Raw genomic sequence first — 19,702 nt, forward strand, 5'->3', positions numbered from 1 at the left:
TAGCCTTTTTTTTGCAACCTCCTCCCCTCAGCCGCTTCCACTCTCAGATGAAACAGCCCTGAAAAAAAAGCGCCGTCGCACACGGCGGCGGCGCTTCCTCCGAGTCGGCCGCGAATCTACGCGCCGAACTTGTCGAACATGCGTGCGTGGGCCTGCATCAGCCGCAGCAGGAAGCGCGCTTCGAAGATCCCCAGCGAACCGCGGTTGGCCTCCGCCTCGGTGAAGCGTGCGGCACCGTCGGTACCGCTGTAGCGCGAGTGCAGCAGCACCGGCTGCGGATGCCACGAGTGGCCGCGCACCACACACGGGGTGGAATGATCACCCGTGATCACCAGCACGTCGGGCTTCTTTTGCAGCAACACCGGCAACGCGGCGTCCACCTCCTCGATCGCCTGCCTCTTCGCCTCGAAGTTGCCGTCCTCACCCGCCTTGTCGGTCGCCTTGTGATGGATGAAGAAGAAATCGAAGTTTTCATACTCGGCCAGGTAGCGTTCGAACTGCTCGCGCACGTTGCGCGGACCTTCGAGCTTCGTCATGCCCACCAGTTGGGCCAGGCCCTTGTACATCGGATAGATGGCCAGGGCGGCGGCACGCAGCTGGTACCGGTCATGAAACGCGGGGAGGTGCGGTTGATGCGCGATCCCGCGCATGAGGAAACCGTTGGCGGGTTTCTCTCCCGCCAAAACCGGCAGGGCCGCCTGGTAAAAGGTCTCCACCAGCCGCGCCATCTTCTGCTGTTTCGGGTTGGACGGATCCCGGGGTTCGGCCTTCGGAATGGGCAGACCCTCGCGGTTGGGATCGGCATCGGTCAGCGGACCCTCCAGACCGGGACCGCGGAAGACCACCACGAACCGATGTTCCTTGCCCGGTTGGATGATGACCTCCGTGTCCTCCAGCCGGCGGATGCGTTCCTGCAGGCGCGCGCACAGCCGTTCGCACACCTCGGTGGGGATCCGCCCCGCGCGCCGGTCGGTCACGATCCCCTTTTCATCCAGCGTGGCAAAGTTGGCCCGTGCGCAGACGTCCCCCGGCTGCAGATTCACACCCAGCCCCAGCGCCTCGATCACGCCGCGTCCCACCTGATACTCGATCGGATCGTACCCGAACAGCGCCAGATGCCCGGGGCCGCTGCCCGGCGTGATCCCGGGTGCCACGGGGATCATCCGGCCCAGGGCCGACTCGCGTGCCAACCGGTCCAGGTTCGGTGTCTGCGCCGCCTCCAGCGGGGTGCGCCCGCCCTGCTCGGGCGTCGCCACGTCCCCCAGACCGTCCAGGACCAACAGCACCAGTTTCGCTCCCGTCTTGATCGTCAGTTCCGAATAGAGATCGTCCAGTTTCATTGCCACCCTTCTTCCCATCGGCCGCCACCGGACCCGACCAGCGGAGCAATCGCCCTCCCGGCCGGCGCCACGGCCATCCGGTGCATCTTGATCGCGCACACGAAAGGTGGTCAAACCGATTTCCCCGGACGCGCTGCGGCCGCGTCCGGCTCCGCCACCCCCACATACTAAACCCCGGCCCCCATTCAAACCCGACAAAAGAATGTTTGAAGCGGCACCGTCTCTTGTGTCGTCTATGGTTGTTGGACCTATGAAAACGTCGCGTCGTGGATTCCTCACCCTCACCGCGTGGGGCATGGCCGCCGCGGCCGCTCCGGGCATGCTGCGTGCCCAGAACCTGCCCCGCCCGCCACAGCCGGCGCGCCTGCGCCTCTCGTGCCAGGAAGGAGTGGCCCCCGGCAAAACCCTCACCGAGAAGCTCGATTTCCTGGAGGCACACGGTTTCGAAGGGATCGAGCCCTGGGGCGGAGGACTGCCCCGCCGGGTGGAAGAGTTTCAGAAGGCGCTTCGCGGCCGAAAAATCCGCGTCAGTGCGGTGTGCGCCGGGTTCGAAGGGGTGTTGATCAGCGAAGATGAGCAGGTCCGACAAAACGCGGTTCGTTCCATCCGCGAGATCCTCACCGCAGCGGGCGCCCTGGGAGCGGTGGGAATGATCGTGGTTCCGGCCTTCAATGGCCAGACCAAGCTGGGCCACGTGGAGGCCAGGGAACTGCTCGTGCGACTCTTGCCCGAGCTGGGCGAGCACGCGCACAAGGCCGGCACGCGCATCCTACTGGAGCCCCTCAACCGCCGGGAAGCGTGGTTCCTGCGGCAACTTGCCGACGCAGCCGCCATCTGCCGGGACGTCAACCACCCGGGCGTGGCCATGATGGGAGACTTCTGGCACATGACCTGGGAGGAACCCAGCGACTTTGCCGCATTCGTCGCCGCCGGGCCGTACCTCCAACATGTCCACATCGCCAGCCGAAAAGAACGCAAGATGCCGGGCGAAGATCCCGGCGACGATTACACCGACGGCTTTCGCGGCTTGAAGTTCATCGGCTACCAGAACTTCATCAGCTTCGAGTGCGGCAGCAAGGGCAATCCCCACCAGAGCATCCCTGCCGCGGTCCGGTTGCTGCGCGAACAGTGGCAGGCCGCCTGAACGCGGACTCTGGCACCGCCGGCGCCCCCGGCCGGTGACCCCTACGGGGTCCATTCCGGGACCTTTCCACAACCGCACGAGCCGGTGCCCACAACAGAACGCCCGGGGCGACAGCCGTCAGCTCCGGGCGGGATCCTCGCCGGGAGGTTTGCTCTCGGGGTCGGCGGCAAGAGGCGTTGCCGCCACCTCTCCAAAAGCCGCCGCCGGGGTGGTGGAGCCGGTCCCCGCCTGCGGTTCCGGTGTCACCGATGCCGGACCCTGGCCGGCAACGACGACGCTCTCCGCCTGTGCGTCCGAAGTCTCCAACGGTGCGGACGCCGCCTGCGGGGGCCCCGTCTCCTCGGCCGGGCCAGCCCCTCCGGCCGCCTCGGAGTCGGTCACAACAGCCGCGGGCCCACTGGCCCCGGCTCCGGCGGTTTCGAGGGCCTCAGCCGGGCCGCCAAACGGCGGCTGGGGCACTTCGGAGGGCGCTTCACCTGCAGCAACGGCTCCGGAAGCCGAGACCGCCGGGGAAGAGGCCGCCTCGCCCGGCGTGGGAGGGACCTTGGCCAATCCACCCGCCCGCGGAGCATTCCCGGCCGCCGCGGATGTTTCCGCCCCCGTCCCAACCCCGGCAGGCATGGACGCGGGCGCCTGCCGATAAGGTCGGATGGACTCGATCCGATGCCGGTGCAGCGCACCCTGGACCTCGAATTCCACCTCTTCGCCCGGCTTGTGCCCCATCAGGGCCTGGGCCACCGGAGAGAGATAACTGATGATGCCCCGCTCGGGATCGGAGTCCCACGCACCCAGCACCGTCAGGGTCTCGCGTTGCCCCGTGTTCAAATCCGTCAACTCCACCACGGTGCCCGGCCCAACCGCATCGGATGGGAAATGGGAGAAATCGGTGCCGCGCGCCCGGACCAGTTGGGCTTCCAGTTCCTCCTTGCGGCGCATGAGGATCTTCTGCATCTCCTTGGCCGCCTTGTACTCGTGGTTCTCGCTGAGGTCGCCGTAGCTGCGTGCGATGGCGATCTCGCGGGAATTGGCCGGTATGCGCTTGTGTACCAGTTCGTCGTATTCGGCCCGGCGCCGTTCCAGGCTTTCCCAGGAAACCCAGAACCCGGTGTCCTGCCGGCTCTGTTCGCCGGCAATGAGGGATTGAATGGCCGGATGACTCTTGACCAGCCGGGCCAGCAACGACCGCTTGTCCATGTCGTCGAACACCGGCGAGAACTGCAGGGCGCGGGTGAGGTCCTTGATCACGTCAATGTCGGCCGCGGCCGTCAGATCGGCGATCAGATCCGCGTCGTCGAGGATGAAATCGTGCAGGCGGCTGGTCCGCTTTTCGTTGAATTGGTCGCGTTCCAACGCCGTGAGCATGGCGCGGAACACCTCCGGCCCGAGAATGTCCGCAAAGGCGTCACTGCGTTCCCTGGCCAGCCACAAAAGCAGCTCGCTGCTGGCCGTGTGGTGGCTGACGTGCCTGGCCACCGCCTGTTTGACCTCCTCCAGGTGCCCCTCCTGGGTCAGCAGCTGGACCAGCTCGCGACAGACCCGGGCCGAAACCTCGTTGAGCGAGTCGAGCAGAATCTGCGCCCAACGGTCGGGCCAAGCCTCCCGGAAGGTCTCCAGCGCACGCCGGTGTTTGGCCGCCGGCAACGCCTCCAGGACCGGCCCCGGCCGTTCCAAGGCGCGCCACAGATCCACGGCCGTCAGTTCACCTTCGGCCCGCGGCAGGCCCAGTTGGCTGCGGAGATCGTCACGGACGAAAACCGCTTCCATGGCCACCGCCGGCTGGGTGCGTTGATGAGAGGCGATGTCCTCGTTCAGCACCTCGATCAGACGGCGCCCCACCTCTTGGCGATCCGCCAGATCCTCCAGACTCCGCAGGATCTCGCCCACCACGCCCAACCGCGCCTTCAAGCCTTTGGCCGACTCGAACGACTCCAGCAGCTGCTCGTCCAGCGTCCGCTCGGTTTCCTCGTAAACCACCGGCTCGCTCTTTTTCAGGGGAACCTTGAAGTGGCCGTCCTTTTTCATCTGCCGCCGGACCTGGTCCCACCAAGCCTTCCAGTCCGCCGGGATCACATCCGGCACCAGCACCTGCTGGATCTGGTCCACGGTGGCCTGTCCGCCGTAGCTCTTCAGCACGATGCGCATCAGCTCCAAAGGCTGCGTGGCCGCCATCTGCCGCAGCTCCTCCAGATGCAGCGCCTTGCGCGCCAGAATGTGCGTCGCGGGAATCGGCTTGAGCGCCTCGGAAGCAAACGCCAGGTCCATCGTGTGCCCCGGTCGACCGGGAAAATCGATCGTAAACCGGGCAAACACCGGATCAATCGACCGGATCCGACCGAACCCCCAACTGCGATGCCAGCAAAAACCACAGGTCGCCAACCGCACCAGCGGTTCGATGTGCCGGGGTTCGATCTTGCCCGCCAGGGCCAGTTTCTCGAATTCTTCTCGCATAGAACGGGTTTGACTGCCTGTCACCGCTTCCAGCCGGGACAGCAGGGCCATAATAAACGCGGTGAGCGCTCAAAAACCAAGAGAAATTGCCGTGCGCATCCTGAACCAGCACGCCCACAGCGGGCTGTTCCTCGACAGCCTGCTGGAGCGCGAACTGGCCGCGCACACCCTTTCCCCGGCCGACCGGCGCCTCTGCCAGGAGCTCGTCTACGGCGTGGTCCGGTGGCGCGCCACGCTCGACTGGCTCATCGCACGCAAAACCGGCGACCCTCCGCAACCCCAGCGCCTGCAGGACATCCTCCGGCTCGGGCTCTATCAGATCTTTTGGCTCGACCGCATCCCCGATCACGCCGCCGTGCACGAAACGGTCGAACTGGCCAAACGCACCGGCCTGGCCGCCCAGGCCGGCTTCGTGAACGCCATCCTCCGCAGCTACCTCCGCGAGGCCGGTCCCACCCGCAAGCTCCTGCAAGATCTCCAGATCACCGCCCCCCACCTCGGCTGGTCCCACCCCGAATGGCTGGTCCGCCGCTGGCTCGACCGCTGGGGACCCGATCGCACCCGCCAAATGCTCCACTGGAACAACACCCCGGCCCGAAACTACGGCCGCGTCAACCACCTCAAAACCTCCACCGCCGATCTCCTCAAACGCTGGCGCACCACTGAAAACGTCGAATGCGACGTCTTCCGCCGCGACTGGTACGACGACGAGCTGGTCTACGAGCTGCGGCGGCACCCGCCCCTGCACAAGATGCCATCCTTCCAGGACGGCTGGTTCTACGTCCAGGACCCCAGCACCCTGCTGGCCGTCTGGTTGTTGCAGGTCCGCCCCGGCCTCCGTGTGCTCGACCTCTGCGCCGCCCCGGGCGGGAAAACCACCTACATCGCCCAACTCATGCGCAACCAGGGGCGCATCCTCGCCCGGGACAACGATCCCGAACGCCTCGAACTCCTGCGCGAGAACTGTCTCCGCCTCGGCGTCACATGCGCCGAAATCCAAACCGCGGACGCCCCCCTGCCCGACTGGGCCCGCGCCGGCTTCGACCGCGTGCTGGTGGATGCGCCCTGCTCCAACACCGGCGTCCTCCGCCGCCGCGTGGACCTCCGCTGGCGCCTGCAGGGCGACGACATCCAGCGCATGCCCGCCACCCAGCTCCAGCTCCTCCGCCAGGCCGCCTCCCACGTTCGCACCGGCGGACTGCTGGTCTACAGCACCTGCAGCCTCGAACCCGAGGAAAACGAACAGGTCGTGCGCGCGTTCCTCCAAACCGTGCCCGGCTTCAGCCTGGAGCACGAACGCATCCTGCTCCCCTTCGTGGACGCCGTGGACGGTGCCTACGTCGCCCGCCTGCGCCGCAAGTCCTGACCCGCCACCCGACCGGTGGCGACCCTCAGGCCTTGCCGGGCGGAATCCGCAGCTCCAGATGCAGCTCCCGCAACTGCCGCGGCTCCACCGGCCCGGGCGAATCCGTCATCAGACATGTCCCCTTGGCCGTCTTCGGAAACGCGATCACGTCCCGGATGCTCGACGTGCCGCACAACAACGCCACCAGCCGATCGAACCCCAGGGCGATCCCCCCGTGCGGGGGCGCACCGTAACGGAACGCCTCCAGCATGTAACCGAAGCGCGCCTTCACCAGATCCGGCGGCAGTTGCAGGACATCCTCGAACACCGTCTTCTGCACCTCCGGCTGGTGAATACGGATGGAACCCCCTCCCAACTCCACCCCGTTGACCACCACATCATAATGCTGGCCGCGCACCCGCCGCGGGTCGGTCTTCAGCAACGGGATGTCCTCCGGCACCGGCGCCGTGAAAGGATGATGACTCGAATACCAGCGGTTGTTCTCCTTGTCGAAGCTCAGCAACGGGAAATCCTCCACCCACAGGAAATCGAACCGCATCGGGTCCACCTTCAACCGGCCCTCCCGCTGCAGCCATTCGACAACCTGCAGCCGCAGCCGGCCCAGGATCTCACACGCCACCTGCCAGTCGTCAGCCGCAAACAGGATCAGATCCCCTTCCTCCACCTTCAGCCCCGCCTGCAGCGCCTCCTTCTCCGCGGGACTGAAGAACTTTACAATGGGCGACTTCCACTCGCCCCCCTCGACCTTGATGTACGCCAGGCCCTTGGCGCCGAACTCGCGCGCCAGTTGGGTCAGCTGCTCCATCTGCCCCTGCGTCACGCCCGCCAGTCCCCTGGCATTGAGCGCCTTCACCACCCCGCCGGCTGCCACGGCCTGCTGGAACACCTTGAAGGCGCTGGACCGGAACGTCTCGGTAAAATCCACAAGCTCCAGCCCCCAACGCGTGTCCGGCTTGTCCGTCCCGAACCGGTCCATCGCCTCCCGAAACCGCAACCGCGGGAACGGCCGCACCAGCTCCACCCCCAGCGCCACCTTCCAAATCCGCGCCAGCAACCCCTCCACCAGCGCGTAAATGTCCTCCCGCTCCACGAAACTCATCTCGATGTCAATCTGCGTGAACTCCGGCTGCCGGTCCGCCCGCAGATCCTCGTCCCGATAACAGCGCGCCAGCTGAAAGTACCGTTCCACCCCGGCCACCATCAGGATCTGTTTGAACTGCTGCGGCGACTGCGGCAGCGCATAAAACAGACCCGGATGATTCCGACACGGCACCAGAAACTCGCGCGCACCTTCCGGCGTGGACTTGAACAACGTGGGCGTCTCCACCTCCAGAAACCCCTGCTCCTCCATGTACGCCCGGGTGGCCATCGCCACTTTCGAGCGCAACTTCAGATTCCGCAGCATCTCCGGCCGGCGCAGGTCCAGGTAACGATACCGCAACCGCAACTCCTCGTTCACCCGCGACGCCTCCTGCGGATCGTCCACTGGAAACGGCAGCACCTCCGCCCGGTTCAACACCTCCAACTCCCGCGCCACCACCTCCACCTCGCCCGTCGCAATCCTCGGATTGGCCGTCCCCTCCGGCCGCCGCCGCACCTTCCCCGTCACCGCCACCACACTCTCCGGCCGCAACGACGACGCCCTCTCGAACAACTCCGGCGACACCTCCGAAGGATCAAACACCGTCTGCGTCCGGCCCTCCCGATCCCGAATGTCCAAAAAAATCACGCCCCCCAGGTCGCGACGGGAATGCACCCAGCCCACCAACGTCACCGTCTGACCCACATGCTCAAGCCGCAGCTCGTTGCAATGATGCGTGCGCTTCATCGTCCCCAAGCTTTGGGAAAAACATCCGCCAGAATCCAGAGCAAACCTCGGTTCGTACAACGCCCAAGACCCCGGAACACCCCCGTCGCCACCATCAAGCCCGAACGGCCCGGGATTTGCACCTTGTCACCCCGGGTATCACGACTAAAGTGAGCCCGTGCAGCGCCTGTCCATGGCCCCTCTCAAGACCATGACCCGACCCGGCGTCCGGACCGGCGCCCCGGCGGCACACCGGCACGCCCCGCGCCGGGGACATGCCGCTGTGCCCGGAACCCTTTTTCCCATCCTCGCCCTGACCGCCGCCCTCCTGCTGCCGGCCGCGCTCCAGGCCCAGATCACGGTCCAGGTCGAACTGGCCCAGCAACAATTCCTCCCGGGCGAACCCATCCCCGTCGCCGTCCGGATCACCAACCTCTCCGGTCAAACCCTGCGCCTCGGCGAAGACAACGAATGGCTCCTCTTCGCGGTCGAGGGCGAAAACAATCGTGTGGTCCGAGAACTCGGCCAGCCGAGGGTGGACCAACCGTTCACGCTCGAATCCTCCCGGCGGGCCACCGTACGCCTGGACCTGGCCCCCCACTTCGAACTCAACCGGCCCGGCCGCTACGAACTGCGCGCCACCGTCCGCATCGCCGCCTGGGACCGCGAGTTCAGCAGCCCGCCCGCCGAGTTCTACATCATCACCGGCACGCGCCTCTGGGAACGCGAATTCGGCCTGCCCTCCGCCGAGCCCGGCTCACCGCCGGTCCTGCGCAAGTACATCCTCCAGGAAGCCAACTACCTCAAACGCAACCTCCGCCTCTACCTCCGCATCACCGACCCGGCCGAAACCCAGACCTTCCGCGTCGTCCCCCTGGGCCCCGTCGTCTCCTTTGCCAATCCACAGCCCCAGCTCGACCGCGCCAGCAACCTGCACCTCCTCTTCCAAAACGGCCGCATCACCTGCGCGTACTACGTCATCAACCCCCACGGCGACATCCTGGTCCGGCAAACCTGGCTCATCGCGGGGTCCCGACCCCGCCTGACCATAGACGCCGAGGGGCGCACCCTCGTCGTCGGCGGTCAGCGCCAGTACAGCCCGGACGACATCCCGCCCTCGCTCTCCCGCGCCACAGCCCCCGCCACGCCCGCCGAGTCCGGCGCCGAACCCGCCCCGCCCAGCCAGCCATGAGTCCCGCCCGCCCACCGGTTGGGCCCGCGCCCACACTCCCCGTCGGCACACGCGCGCAACGCACCGCTCCGCACGGCTTTCCGGCTTATGCAAGACCCACGCTGCACCCAACTGGCTGAACTCCTCGTCAACTACTCCGTGGCCGTCAAACGGGGCGACCCGGTCCTCCTGGACGTCACCGACGTGCCCGACACCATGACCATCGAACTCATGCGCGCCGTCCGTCGCGCCGGCGGCATCCCCATCGTCGAAACCCGCCACAGCCGCGTCGCCCGCGAGCTCCTGCGCGAAACCGACCCGCGCCACGCCGCCCTGGTGCGCGATCTCGAACTGGCCCGCATCAAAAAAATGCGCGCCTACATCGCCATCCGCGGCACCGACAACATGAACGAGACCAGCGACGTGCCCGCCGATCGCATGGCCCTCTTCGCACGCATCACCCGGCCCGTCCTCAACTGGCGCGTCAACAAAACCCGCTGGTGCGTCCTGCGCTGGCCCACACCCAGCCTGGCCCAAAGCGCCGGCATGAGCACCGAGGCCTTCGAAGACTTCTACTTCCGCGTCTGCACCCTCGACTACCGCAAGATGGCCCACGCCATGATCCCCCTCTGGAAACGCATGAAACGCGCCGACCGCGTCCACATCAAGGGACCGGGCACCGACCTCACCTTCAGCATCAAGGGCATCGGCGCCCAAATGTGCAACGGCCTGCGCAACCTCCCCGACGGCGAGGTCTTCTCCTGCCCCGTCCGCAACTCCGTCAACGGCGTCATCCAGTTCAACACACCCACCCTCTACGCCGGCACCCGCTTCGAAAACGTCCGACTCGTCTTCCGAAACGGACGCATCATCGAGGCCACCGCCAACAACACCGAACGCCTCAACCAGATCCTCGACACCGACCCCGGCGCACGTTACACGGGCGAGTTCTCCCTGGGCTTCAATCCCCACATCCTCCAACCCATGTGCGACATCCTCTTCGACGAAAAAATCGCCGGCTCCCTCCACCTCACACCGGGCCAGGCCTACGAAGATTGTGACAACGGCAACCGCAGCGCCATCCACTGGGACATGGTCCTGATCCAACGACCCGAATACGGCGGCGGCGAGGTCTGGTTCGACGGCGAACTGATCCGCAAAGACGGCCGGTTCGTGCCCAAGGACCTCCAGGGCCTCAACCCCGAACGACTGGTCTGAAACCGCCCGGCCGCACGGCGCCACCCGGGGCGCGCCCCCTCCCCGCCACACCGGGAGCACCGAAACCGCCGCACCCGCGCTCAGTCCGACAGCACCCGCACCACGCGCTGTTGCGCCGCCCGCTTCCGCTGGTGCTCGTCCAGGATCTTCTTCCGCAACCGCAGGTGATGCGGCGTCGCCTCCACGTACTCGTCCGGCCCGATGTACTCCAACGCCCGTTCCAGCGTCAGTTTCAGCGGCGGACTCAGTTGAATGCCCTTGCCCTCCCCCTGCGACCGCATGTTCGTCAGGTGCTTGGTCTTGCACGGGTTCACCAGCAGGTCCTGCTCCCGTGCGTTCTCGCCCACGATCATCCCCTTGTACACCCGGTCGCCCGGCTCCACCATCAACCGCCCCCGCTCCTGCAACGCGTCCAACGCGTAGGCCGTGGCCACACCGTCCTCCATGCTCACCAGCGACCCGTTCCGCCGCGCCGGTATCTCCCCGCGGTCCGGACCGTACCCGTGGAACAGATGGCTCATCACACCCATCCCGCGCGTCAAATTCACCAGGTCCGTCTCGAACCCGATCAAACCCCGCATCGGTATCAGCGCCTCGATCGTCACCTGGTCCCCGTGCGGCGTCAGTTGCTGGATCTCCGCCTTCCGCCACGCCAGGTTCTCCAAAACCGCGCCCATGCTCTCCTGCGGCACCTCCAAAAACAGCCGCTCGATCGGCTCCAGCAGGTTCCCCTCCGCATCCCGCCGCCACAACACCTCCGGACGCGAAACCAGCACCTCGTAACCCTCCCGCCGCATCTGCTCCACCAGGATGGCAATCTGCATCTCGCCGCGCCCGCTCACCCGAAACACCTTGGGATCCTCCGTCTGCTCCACCCGCAACCCCACGTTGGTCCGCACCTCGCGCTGCAGCCGCTCCCAAATGTGCCGCGCCGTCACCAGCTTGCCATCCTGACCCGCCAGCGGACCATCGTTCACCGCAAAATCCATCTGAATCGTCGGCGGATCCACCGGTATGAACGGCAACGCACCCCGCTCCGGCTTGTCCGCCAGTGTCTCCCCGATCGCCACCGTCTCGAAACCGCACACCCCGATGATGTCCCCCGCCGGCGCCTCCTCGATCGGCACCTGCTTCAAACCCTCGTAATGAAACAGCGCCGTCACCCGCCCCTCCGTCACCCGGCCGTCCCCGTGCAAACACACCGCCGGCTCGCCCACGCGGATCCGGCCCGCCATCACCTTCCCCAACGCAATGCGCCCCAAGTAGTCCGAATAGTCCAGATTGGCCACCAACAACTGAAATCCCTCACTGGCACGCGCCCGCGGCGGCGGGATGTGCTGCACGATCGCTTCAAACAACGGCTCCATCGTGGCCGTGTCATCCTCCAACCGCAGCCGCGCATACCCGGCCTTCGCCGAGCAGAAAACATGCGGAAAATCCAGCTGCTCGTCCGTCGCGTTGAGCGACAAAAACAGCTCGAACACCTGGTCCAACGCCCACTGCGGCCGCGCATTCTCCCGATCAACCTTGTTGATCACCACGATCGGCTTGGCCCCCGCCTCCAGCGCCTTCCGCAACACAAACCGCGTCTGCGCCTGCGGCCCCTCCGCCGCATCCACCACCAGCAGCACGCCGTCGATCATGTTCATGATCCGCTCCACCTCACCCCCGAAATCCGCGTGACCCGGCGTGTCCACAATGTTGATCCGGTAACCCTTGTACCGAAACGCCGCGTTCTTGGCCCGGATGGTGATCCCCTTCTCCCGCTCCAGGTCCATCGAGTCCATGATCCTCTCCTCCGAGGCCTTCGCCTCGTTGGACCGGAACGTCCCCGACTGTTTCAACAGACAATCCACCAACGTGGTCTTCCCGTGATCCACGTGCGCGATGATCGCGATGTTCCGTATGTGCTGCATGTTCTTCCTTGACTCGAACCCGGCCGTCCCGGAGCGGCCCGCCCATCCCCGGACCTCCCCCGGCGGACCGCGTAAGATGCGCACCGGCGCCCTCCCGTCAAGCCCCCTTGACCCGCCAGCCCCCCGCCGGACCGGTCCCTCACCGGCTGCGCCCGGCCGCATCCGGCAGGTCCCTTGCCGTCCTCCCGCGCACTCACTAAGCTGAATCGCATGGAAGCTCCGGGCACCGGCTCGCCGCCGGCACCCGGACCCGGTGCGGACCGTTCCAAACCCGCAAGAACGGGCTTTCAGACTGGAATGCCGTCCGGCCCGGACAAACCAGCGCGCGGCCCAAACAACCCGACCAACCCGAGCAACATGAACCCGACACAAGAACCCACACCCCTCCAGACGGGGAATCCGGTCGAATGGCCGCCTCCGGAATACCGCACCCTCGTGCTCCTGGTGGATGACCAGGCCGTCGTGGGCGAGGCCGTCCGCCGGGCCCTCGCCGAGCAACCCGACATTGATTTCCATTATTGCGCGGATCCCCGCGAGGCACTGAACCTCGCCCTCCAACTCCGACCCACAGCCATCCTGCTGGACCTCGTCCTGCCCGGCACCGACGGCTTCACCCTGCTCTGCCAGTTCCGCGCCCACCCCGCCACCCGCGACGTCCCCATCCTCGTCCTGTCCGTCCACGACGATCCCCTCGTCAAAAGCCGGGCCTTCGCCCTCGGTGCCAACGATTACCTCGTCAAACTCCCCGACCCCGTCGAACTCGTCGCCCGGCTCCGCTACCACTCCCGCGCCTACCTCAACCAACTCCAGCGCGACGCCGCCTACCGAGCCCTGCGCGAAAGCCAGCAGAAGCTCATGGAAAACAACGCCGCACTGCTGGCCCTCAACCAGAAACTCGAGGAGGCCACCCTCGCCAAAACCGAGTTCCTGGCCAACATGAGCCACGAAATCCGCACCCCCATGAACGGCGTCATCGGCATGGTCAACCTCCTGCTGGCCACCGACCTCACCGAGGAACAACGCGAATACGCCGAAGCCGCCCGTCACAGCGCCGAATCCCTCCTGGCCATCGTCAACGACATCCTCGACTTCTCCAAAATCGAGTCCGGCAAACTCGAGCTCGAAGCCCACCCCTTCGAACTCCACGCCTGCATCGAAGAAGCCCTCGAACAGGTCGCGCCCAAGGCCGCGGAAAAAAATCTCGACCTTGCCTACCTGCTCGACGATCGGCTCCCCCGCGTCATCATCGGCGATTCCACCCGGCTGCGCCAAATCCTCCTCAACCTCCTCAGCAACGGCGTCAAATTCACCCACACCGGCGAGGTCGTCGTCGAGGTCCAACCCGCCCCCACCGAATTGGCCCCCCGCACGCCCGCCACGCAAACACCAGACCCCGCCGACCTGTCCGTCGCCTGCCTCATCCACTTCTCCGTCCGCGACACCGGCATCGGCATCCCCCTGGAAAAACAGGACCGCCTCTTCAAATCCTTCCAACAGGTTGACGCCTCCACCGCCCGCCACTACGGCGGCACCGGCCTCGGCCTGGCCATCTGCCGCCGCCTCTGCGAACTCATGGGCGGCCGCATCTGGGTCGAAAGCGACGCCGGCAGGGGCGCCACCTTCCACTTCACCATCCAGGCCCGACCCGCATCCACCTCCACCCCCGCCTTCTGGCAATGCCCCCAGCCCACCCTCACCCGGAAACACCTCCTGGTCATCGAGGACAACGGCACCAACCAGCGCCTCATCCGCCACCGCGCCACCCAGTGGGGCCTGCGCGTCACCACGGCCACCACCGCCGCCGAGGCGCTCCAACTCTTCGAAACCCAAACCGGCTTCGACCTCATCCTCCTCGACCAACAGCTCCCCGGCACCGACACCCTCGCCTTGGCCGCCGAACTGCAGCGGCTGGCCGGACCTTCCGTCCCCGTCGTCCTGCTCTCCGTACTCCCGCTCCGACAGGAAGACCGCCGCGCCGCCGAAGCCGGATTCAACCTCGTCGTCCACAAACCCATCCGCCCGGCGCAACTGCTCGACACCCTCTGCCGCGCCCTGGGCGTCCCCGTCCAACGCGAAAAGCGCACACCGGCACCCCCGGTCCTCGACGCCACCCTCGCCCAACGCCTTCCCCTCCGCCTCCTCGTCGCCGACGACAACCCCGTCAACCTCCAGGTCGCCCGCACCATCCTCCGCAAACTCGGTTACCAAGCCGACACCGCCACGAACGGACGCGAGGTCCTCGATGCCCTCGGGCAGAAGGAATACGACATCCTCTTCCTCGACGTCCAAATGCCCGAACTGGACGGACTGGAAGTGGCCCGGCTCATTCACCAACGGCTGCCCCGCGAAAAACGACCGCGCCTCATCGCCATCACCGGCGCCGCCTTCGCCAGCGACCGCGAAAAATGCCTGGCCGCCGGCATGGACGATTACATCTCCAAGCCCATCCGCCTCCAGGACATCCAAAACGCCCTCGAACGATGGGGGCCCACCCGACTCCGCGACTTCGACACCACCACCTTCCTGGCCCGCATGCCCCACGCCTCCCCAGACACCCTCCTCGACCGCTCCCTGCTCGAGGAGCTCCGCCAGATCCCGGCCGGCCAGGATTTCAACATGCTCCAGGAACTCATCGATCTCTACCGCCAGACCGCACCCCAGCAACTTCAACAGATCCGCCAGGCCGTCGCCGACCCCACCCAGCTCGCCTTCCAAGCCCATTCCCTCAAAAGCACCAGCATGAGCCTCGGCGCCCGCAAGGTCGTCGCCCTCTGCCAGCGCATCGAACGCGCCGCCCGCAGCGGCCAGACCGACACCGTCCCCCAACTGGTCGCCCAACTCGAAACCGCCCTCGAGCAAACCCTCGACGAATTGGCCTGCCTCCGCGATTGACCCGTCCCATGCTCCTCCGCCCGCCCCGACTCGAACCCGGCGACACCATCGCCCTGGTCGCTCCGGCCGGACCCGTCCGATCCCGCGACACCATCGAACGCGCCATCGCACGCCTCGAACAACTCCACTACCGCGTCCTCGCCGCACCCCACCTCTTCCACAACAACGGTTACCTCGCCGGCTCGGACCGCCAACGCCTGGCCGATCTCCACCGCCTCTTCCGTCATCCGCGCGTCAAGGCAATCCTCTGCGCCCGCGGCGGCTACGGCTCCGCCAGACTCATCCCCCGCCTCGATTTCGACCTCGTCCGCTCCCATCCCAAGATCTTCATCGGATACAGCGACCTCACCGCCCTTCACGCCGCCCTGCACACCCGAACCGGACTCGTCACCTTCCACGGGCCCATGGCCGGACCCGACCTCGGACGGCGCGACCTGCCCGCCTTCACGCTCCAAAGCCTCCTGCAAGTCGTCACCCAGCCCCGTGCCCCGGGCAGCATCCTCCATCCGACCCAACGCGCCGGCATCCGCACCGTCCGCAAGGGCCGCGCCACCGGCCCCCTCCTGCCCGCCAACCTCACCCTCCTGGTCTCCACCCTCGGCACCCCTTACCAACCGGACTTTCGCAACCGCATCCTCTGCCTGGAAGAGGTCGGCGAGCCCCCCTACCGCATCGATCGCATGCTCACCCAGCTCCTCCATGCCGGGCTTCTCCAACAAGCCGCCGGAATCGCCATCGGTCGCTGTGAAACCTCCACCTCCGGGTCCGATGCCGCCCGGGCCACACTCGAAAAGGTCTGGGAGGAAAGATTGCGTCCCCTCCGCAAACCCGTGATCATCGGCCTGCCCTTCGGACACACACGCTTCAACGCCACCCTGCCCTGGGGCGTCCGGGCCGAACTCGACGCCACCCACGGCGACCTCCGAATCCTCGAACCCGCCGTGAGGTGAAGGCCCCGGCCGCCTCTCCAAACAAAAAGGGCCCCGGCAGGCCGCCCTGCTGGCCGGAGACCCTCGTGCCCTGCCGGAAAACAGCGCAAAGGCGGGTAAACGCCGCCGTTTTCCCGCTCACGGCAACGGATGGATCTCGATGTTCCGGTACGCCACGGGACCGTGGTTGCCCTGGAACATCAGCGGACCCAGAGGCTTTTCCCGGCCGTCCACACCGCCGGGGGTCGGACCTTTCATCTCCACGTTCTCGTGGATCACCACCCCGTTGAGGATCACCTTCTCGAACCGCGCATTCGCCACCTTTTTCCCCGAGGCATCAAACCTGGGCGCGCGCCAGTGAATCTCCACCGTGTTCCATTCCCCCGGCGCGCGATACTTCGGCCGCTGCGGTGGTTGAGCCCCGTAGATCGCGCCCATGTCACCCGGCCCCGGCCGGTCGTCCCTGCCGTAACTGTCCAGCACCTGCACCTCATACTCGCCCATCACATAGATGCCGCTGTTGGAGGACTTCGGCACCATCACCTCCAGCTTGATGACCGCGTCGCCATGCAGCGCCTCGCTGTAAAGGTCCAGCCCCTGGCCATGCCCCGGTGTGGCGTTGATCAGCTCCTGCCCGCCCGGTTCCACCACCAGCCGTTTGGGATCGCTCGGGTCCAACCGGGCCGTCCCCACCGTCCAGTAGTTGCGTTGATTCCCCTCGGGTTTGACCTTCCACCCCTCCAGATTCTTCCCGTTGAACGGCCGCAACACCTCGGCCGCCCATCCCTGTCCGCACAGGGCCAACACCAGAGCACCACAGAGAATCAGCAAGGTCGTTCGTTTCATTCTTCCCCTTCCAGGTTGAGCCTGGTTCCATCCGGTCCGGCTCCGGCTCCGGCCCGTGCGGTCCGGCCCCGAAGCCACACGGCGGTTGGACGCAAAACTTTCCCCCTCTCTTCAACCGTCCAACTGGCACACAGCTCACCCTCCGGCCGGACGCCCGCCCTGGCGGCCCGACTCCACCTCGCGACAGTACGCCTCGTAGGCCTCCCGCAGCCGCGTGGCGTCCACGGCACCCCGGTGGATCCACACCCGGTAACGTGTCCGAATCACCTGACCGGCCTCGAACGTCGCCGGTTCCACCCCCGGCCAACCCAGGCACAACACGCCGTAATGCCGCAACAACCATTGCGGGGGATAATCCGGATGATCCGGCGCCACGAAAATCGCCGCACCACTCGTCCGACCCTCCGCCGTCCACAACCGTGTCAGGTCCGCCCACGGCAGATTGGTCATCGCCAGATCCTCCGAAATCCGGCCGGCCGGAATCGTGATCGCCGTGTTCGTGCCCGGAGCAAAGCGCAAGGTCAGTCCGCCGTAACTCTTGCCCTCGGCACCCTGCAACGTCAGCGGCCCTTTCAAAACCCGCCATTCGAACGCCACGTCCACCGCACGCGTCCCGTCCCGAACCGGATGCACGCGGAACCGCACGGTCTCGTCCACAACCTTCTCCTCCCCCACGTACCACCCGTTCTGCACCTCCAACCGTGCCTCCCGCTCGGATGCCTCCCGGCGGATCCAACGCTCGAACTGTTGCCGAATCCCCTGTAACAACCACAAATCATGATGCGCATCGCCCACCCGGACATGAGGCCAGGCCCAGAACAAACCCCGGTGATGGCGGTGATCCGCAGGGAAATCGTCCGTCAACACCTCCCCGTCCACACCATACAAAGGATGCACGTACGTGCTGCGCGCATAACGGTCTGGCACGCCTTCGCGCCGGATCACGCCGTGATTGTACACCAACACGCGTCGGTCGCCCTCCCACAGGCCCAGGGAGCTCTCGCTCACCGGGGCAAACCGGAACCCGGCACCCTCGGCCGCCCGCACCGCCGGCCCGGTCCACCCCGCCAAACCCAGCACCAGAAACACTCCCAGCCGCCGGACGCTCTTTGCCAGGCACCGCTTGCCCGTTCGTCGGTCTACCCGTTTCATGGCGTGCCCTGTCGCTCCTTCACTTTCACTCTTTTCCGCGGGTCCCGCCGCTCTCACGCAAAATCATAAACCAGCACGCGCGTGCAAACCCGCTTGAACACCTTCTCCACAAACTCCACATGACCGGGATGCACCTGATAGGCATCATGCGCCGCCTTGTCCTGAAAAACCACGTTCAGCCCCACCTGATAACTCTGTTCCACCACCGGCCGCGCGCTCGGAACCATCCTGCCCACGTGGAAATGCACGATCCCGGGGATCGGTCGAAGGTACCGTTCGGCCGCCTCGATCAACTCGTCCGCCGCACCCGGCTGCTGAGGGTCCGTCCAGAAAATCACCACATGCGAAAACATGTTCGTCCTACCCCGCCGGTGCCGCTTTCTCCAACCCGGCCCGGCGCCGCCCAGCCTAAAAGCACCCGTGCTCCCGCGCAAATGCAAAGCCACGCCCTCCAACCGGCGCCGGAGATGCGCAGGTCTGGAAGCCATGCGCACACCGGATCCTTCCACGGGAGACCGGCGCAGCTTCGCAAGGCCGGTCGCCTGCGCGCCGGCACGCCTTCCAGCACCCGGAACGCGTTTACACCGGCCGGCCGCCTCGCCTAACCTTCCGCCGGCTCGACAGCCCGTGAGGAAGACGGCTACGATGCAACGGTTGCTTTGTTGGCTCGGTGTCCTGGCCTGCTGCGGCAGCCTGGCTCCGCAGTGCCTCCCGGCCTTGCCCGAGATCCGGGAAACCGACTTCGGCCACCGCCTGCACGCGGACGGGTACATCGATGCCTGGTGGTGTGAAGCCGCCCGCAAGGTGGGTCGCGATCGTCCCCCGCCGGTGGAATCCTCGGACCTCATCCGCATCCAGGCCGCACGGAACGAGTACGAATCTTTTCAACTGGTCCTGCGACCGCGAACCAACCTCACCGTCCGCTCCATCCGCATCGGCCCTTGGACAGGCCGGGACGGCGAGGCCACCGGTGACGAACGGGAATTGCCGGTCCGGATCCGCCTGGTGGATTACGTCCCGGTCCTTTCTCCCAGCGATCGCTGGGGCGGGGCCGGAGAGTGGCCGGATCCACTGGTCCCACTGCCCGAAAACCTGACCCTGCCCCCCGACATCAACCAACCTTTCTTCGTCACGGTCTTTGTCCCCACGGACACGCCTCCGGGTGCCTACCAGGCGACGTTGTGGGTCGAATTCGAGGAAGGCCCGCCCCTCCTTTTGCCGGTGGGGTTGGAAGTCTTCACGTTCGCGCTCCCCGAGATGACCCACACTCAAACGGCCTACTATTCGGACGTCCATGTGGATTCCACCTGGCACCGACTGTCCACCTTGGAACAGCGCCGGGAAACCTGGGACCTCTACATGCAGATGTACCGCCAGTATCGCATCGCCCCCTACTCGCCACACTTGTACGCCCCCATCACCTAAGGGTATGCCAGCGGCCAACTCCAGGTCGACTTCAGCGCCTTCGACACC

The 19,702-nt window shown here is 66.2% G+C and carries 14 protein-coding genes; 7 read left to right on the plus strand and 7 right to left on the minus strand.

Annotation, left to right across the window (positions count from 1 at the left end; genetic code table 11):
* Positions 1-116: 116 nt before the first annotated feature.
* Positions 117-1,340 carry a 2,3-bisphosphoglycerate-independent phosphoglycerate mutase gene (locus ACPDIX_RS11985; protein WP_423432036.1) on the minus strand — a complete coding sequence of 408 codons (1,224 nt, stop codon included), beginning with the start codon at positions 1,338-1,340 and terminating at the stop codon, positions 117-119.
* Positions 1,341-1,590: 250 nt separating this feature from the next.
* Between ACPDIX_RS11985 and ACPDIX_RS11990 the strand changes: the two genes are divergently transcribed.
* A complete protein-coding gene (locus ACPDIX_RS11990) occupies positions 1,591-2,484 on the plus strand; it encodes a sugar phosphate isomerase/epimerase family protein (protein WP_423432037.1) in 894 nt (297 codons plus the stop codon).
* A 117-nt stretch (positions 2,485-2,601) separates the two neighbouring features.
* On the opposite strand, the gene ACPDIX_RS11995 is transcribed toward ACPDIX_RS11990, so the two are convergent.
* Positions 2,602-4,932: a GreA/GreB family elongation factor gene (locus ACPDIX_RS11995; RefSeq protein ID WP_423432038.1), complete on the minus strand. Its 2,331-nt coding sequence runs from the start codon at positions 4,930-4,932 to the stop codon at positions 2,602-2,604.
* A gap of 61 nt (positions 4,933-4,993) precedes the next feature.
* Here ACPDIX_RS11995 and rsmB point away from each other — a divergent pair, with 61 nt between their 5' ends.
* Entirely contained in the window at positions 4,994-6,298 is a 1,305-nt protein-coding gene (gene rsmB / locus ACPDIX_RS12000) for a 16S rRNA (cytosine(967)-C(5))-methyltransferase RsmB (RefSeq protein ID WP_423432039.1), read from the plus strand.
* A gap of 25 nt (positions 6,299-6,323) precedes the next feature.
* On the opposite strand, the gene aspS is transcribed toward rsmB, so the two are convergent.
* On the minus strand, positions 6,324-8,126 hold the full coding sequence (gene aspS, locus ACPDIX_RS12005; RefSeq protein ID WP_423432040.1) for an aspartate--tRNA ligase: 1,803 nt from the start codon (positions 8,124-8,126) through the stop codon (positions 6,324-6,326).
* Between the two features lie 157 nt (positions 8,127-8,283).
* Here aspS and ACPDIX_RS12010 point away from each other — a divergent pair, with 157 nt between their 5' ends.
* Together ACPDIX_RS12010 and ACPDIX_RS12015 are read left to right on the plus strand one after the other, a co-directional pair.
* Positions 8,284-9,297, plus strand: coding sequence for a hypothetical protein (locus ACPDIX_RS12010; RefSeq protein WP_423432041.1), 1,014 nt, complete (start codon positions 8,284-8,286; stop codon positions 9,295-9,297).
* Positions 9,298-9,384: 87 nt separating this feature from the next.
* Positions 9,385-10,494 (plus strand): aminopeptidase, encoded by a 1,110-nt coding sequence (locus ACPDIX_RS12015; protein WP_423432042.1) that lies wholly within the window; start codon positions 9,385-9,387, stop codon positions 10,492-10,494.
* An 80-nt stretch (positions 10,495-10,574) separates the two neighbouring features.
* Here ACPDIX_RS12015 and typA read toward each other — a convergent pair whose 3' ends face one another.
* Positions 10,575-12,410: a translational GTPase TypA gene (typA, locus tag ACPDIX_RS12020; RefSeq protein ID WP_423432043.1), complete on the minus strand. Its 1,836-nt coding sequence runs from the start codon at positions 12,408-12,410 to the stop codon at positions 10,575-10,577.
* A 357-nt stretch (positions 12,411-12,767) separates the two neighbouring features.
* On the opposite strand from typA, the gene ACPDIX_RS12025 reads away from it, so the two are divergent.
* Both ACPDIX_RS12025 and ACPDIX_RS12030 read left to right on the plus strand, forming a co-directional pair.
* Entirely contained in the window at positions 12,768-15,302 is a 2,535-nt protein-coding gene (locus ACPDIX_RS12025; protein ID WP_423432044.1) for a response regulator, read from the plus strand.
* 8 nt (positions 15,303-15,310) lie between these two features.
* Positions 15,311-16,252, plus strand: a complete 942-nt coding sequence (locus tag ACPDIX_RS12030; protein ID WP_423432045.1) for a S66 peptidase family protein — start codon at positions 15,311-15,313, stop codon at positions 16,250-16,252.
* 117 nt (positions 16,253-16,369) lie between these two features.
* Here ACPDIX_RS12030 and ACPDIX_RS12035 read toward each other — a convergent pair whose 3' ends face one another.
* From ACPDIX_RS12035 to ACPDIX_RS12045, 3 genes are all read right to left on the minus strand, one after another.
* Entirely contained in the window at positions 16,370-17,077 is a 708-nt protein-coding gene (locus ACPDIX_RS12035; RefSeq protein WP_423432046.1) for a 3-keto-disaccharide hydrolase, read from the minus strand.
* A gap of 135 nt (positions 17,078-17,212) precedes the next feature.
* Positions 17,213-18,229, minus strand: a complete 1,017-nt coding sequence (locus ACPDIX_RS12040; RefSeq protein ID WP_423432047.1) for a DUF6807 family protein — start codon at positions 18,227-18,229, stop codon at positions 17,213-17,215.
* Positions 18,230-18,282: 53 nt separating this feature from the next.
* Positions 18,283-18,567, minus strand: a complete 285-nt coding sequence (locus ACPDIX_RS12045; protein ID WP_423432048.1) for a Dabb family protein — start codon at positions 18,565-18,567, stop codon at positions 18,283-18,285.
* 307 nt (positions 18,568-18,874) lie between these two features.
* On the opposite strand from ACPDIX_RS12045, the gene ACPDIX_RS12050 reads away from it, so the two are divergent.
* Positions 18,875-19,654 (plus strand): hypothetical protein, encoded by a 780-nt coding sequence (locus ACPDIX_RS12050; RefSeq protein WP_423432049.1) that lies wholly within the window; start codon positions 18,875-18,877, stop codon positions 19,652-19,654.
* Positions 19,655-19,702: the final 48 nt, after the last annotated feature.

It is taken from the genome of Limisphaera sp. 4302-co (assembly GCF_049537155.1).
Taxonomy (GTDB): domain Bacteria; phylum Verrucomicrobiota; class Verrucomicrobiia; order Limisphaerales; family Limisphaeraceae; genus Limisphaera.